The following is a 2,169-nucleotide window of genomic DNA, read 5'->3' as shown; positions in this document are numbered from 1 at the left end:
TCGAATGTCCACAGATAGTCTCAATCTGTAGCCAAATGTGTGGCTGTGTGAAGGAAAAAAGAGGAAACGTAAACCTCGGATGGGTCAGACATTTTTATAGAATATTTAACATGATGGAGCGCCTATAATCAGATGATCATGGACATCAATTGGAGAGCAGTACTCACCGGATTCGCGACCGCGTTCGTCCTCGGACTACTCATCGTTTGGCTCGTTCCCCTTACACAGTTAACGACACTCGTGTATGCAATACCCGGACTCATGGGAGGCGTCGTCGCCGGCTACATGGTCGTCGGTGCGGGACGTGGTGCGATACACGGCGGACTCGCCACCATCATCGGGAGTGTCGTGCTCCTCATTGTGTGGGCGATATTCGGCGTCCTCTTTGCCGGTCTTGTTCCGGCCATTGTAGGGTTCTCGTTCGGCCTCTTTATCCTGCTCCTAGCAGCGATCCCGGGTGCTATTGCTGGCGCCGTTGGCGGATGGGTGAAAGATCGCCGCACCACGACTCGTGAACCAGCGAGAGCAGAGGTCCGCTGACGTACCATTCTCCCCGCGCTGAAGCGCGAGGACTCCTCCGTTGGGGTCGGCTATCCGACTCCACAGTGGCAACTTGAGAATTTTACGCAGGAAACTAGTCGCTGTGGAACACACGAAGAGGTTGTTTGTGCCAATGTCGATGGCGGCTTCGTGAAAACCTAATGGTGAATCTAATCGCGAATCGGAGACGGGTTGGAACGCCCGGAACGCTTCCCTCTCGTGGTGATCTTCCTCACCAGCGGAAATAACGTCTCTTAGTATAGGATTGCCTTGCCTTCGAGGGACAGTTGGAGAAACAGTGATTACCCGCCCCAGCGGGCAAGCCGTCGACGCAAGGTCTATTATCACCGGGATTGTCAGACTGTTGGGATTGGGGGATGCAGAGGGAGAAACCTGCAGGGAGGACCAGGGAAGGATCACGCCGACCGACCAATCACGCGTCGTGCAACGCGGTCTCGTCGACTTTGTTCTCACTTGTGACGCCACCATCGGGACTGGGTCAATGGCAGCGTCAACTGGGAGGAGACAGTGACAACCGACCATGACCGAAGGTGACGACCTGTCCTCGACGACCGCCCTCCGGCTTCTTCTCTTAGTCGTCGGCACGCTCACGATCGTCCTCGTGTTGCCCTTTTTCCAGGCTATCCTATTTGGCGGATTAATGGCATATCTCGTCGAACCGATAAACGACCGACTCTCGCGCCGATGGGGTGCGACAATCGGAGCGGTCGTAACGATACTTATCACGGTCGTCGTCGTTCTCGTTCCTCTCCTGTTGATAGTCAGCGTCGCGGTCGACCAAGGAGCCGCGCTGGCACAGGGAGCCGAACTCCCCGACATCGCAACTGTCGAAGCGTACTTTCAGGAGTTGTTCGGAACACAGGCCGACCTCTCGACTCTCATCGAACCGCTATCCGGCGCAATCGAAACCGGTATTCGGGGACTTCTGGGGAGTATTGTCGAGATCGTCGGCGGTATCCCGGCGTTCGTCGTCGAAACCGTGATCTTCCTCTTCACCTTCTTCTATCTCTTACGGGATGGAGAGCAGTTCGTCAACTGGGTTCGAACAGCCGCTCCGTTCGACCCGGACGTGACGACTGAACTGATCGCACGCACCGACGACCTCCTGTGGGCCGCAGTGGTCGGCAACGTCATCGTTGCCGGCGTGCAGGCGATACTGACAGTCCTTGGGTTCCTCGTCATCGGATTCGACGATCTCGTCTTCTGGGGCGTGGTCACGTTCGTCTTGTCGCTGCTCCCAGTGATTGGGGCCTCATTCGTCTGGATTCCGGCGGTGATCTACCTTCTCTTCGTTGGCAGCATTCCAGAAGCAGTGGGACTACTTGTGTACGGTTCCCTCATCATTAGCGGATCGGACAACTTCATCAGACCACTTGCGATTGGATCGATTCGTTTCTCTGGAAGAGTCGAACTTTGGCGTTCGACATGGCGTGCAGTTCGTGACTCTCCTATCGTTGGCTGGGGAGCAGTGAACACAAAAGACCTGATTCAACCCTATATGATAAGTTCTCGCACCGCAGGCCGTGGAATCCATAATTCATACCTACGGATGTTCGCGATGACGGGATTCATTGGAGGGGTGTCGTACTTGGGATTGACAATTGTCGC

General features: G+C 55.5%; 2 protein-coding genes. Both read left to right on the top strand.

The genetic code is table 11. The annotated features are described in order from the left end of the window. Positions 1 to 132 precede the first annotated feature (132 nt). The gene (locus BG842_RS00050; protein ID WP_254662787.1) at positions 133 to 540 is read left to right on the top strand and encodes a DUF5518 domain-containing protein; all 408 of its coding nucleotides are present in this window, start codon (positions 133 to 135) and stop codon (positions 538 to 540) included. Positions 541 to 1,081: 541 nt separating this feature from the next. Further along, positions 1,082 to 2,169: AI-2E family transporter (locus BG842_RS00045; RefSeq protein WP_069449180.1), on the top strand; the 1,088-nt coding region annotated here is incomplete at its 3' end.

The organism is Haladaptatus sp. W1, from assembly GCF_001723155.1.
In the GTDB taxonomy this organism is placed as follows: domain Archaea; phylum Halobacteriota; class Halobacteria; order Halobacteriales; family Haladaptataceae; genus Haladaptatus; species Haladaptatus paucihalophilus.
This window is presented reverse-complemented; position numbering and strand designations above follow the sequence as displayed.

Bases quoted from the DNA above. Each gene is read 5' to 3' on its own strand.
- BG842_RS00050 (WP_254662787.1), top strand. From the start codon at position 133: ATGATCATGGACATCAATTGGAGAGCAGTACTCACCGGATTCGCGACC.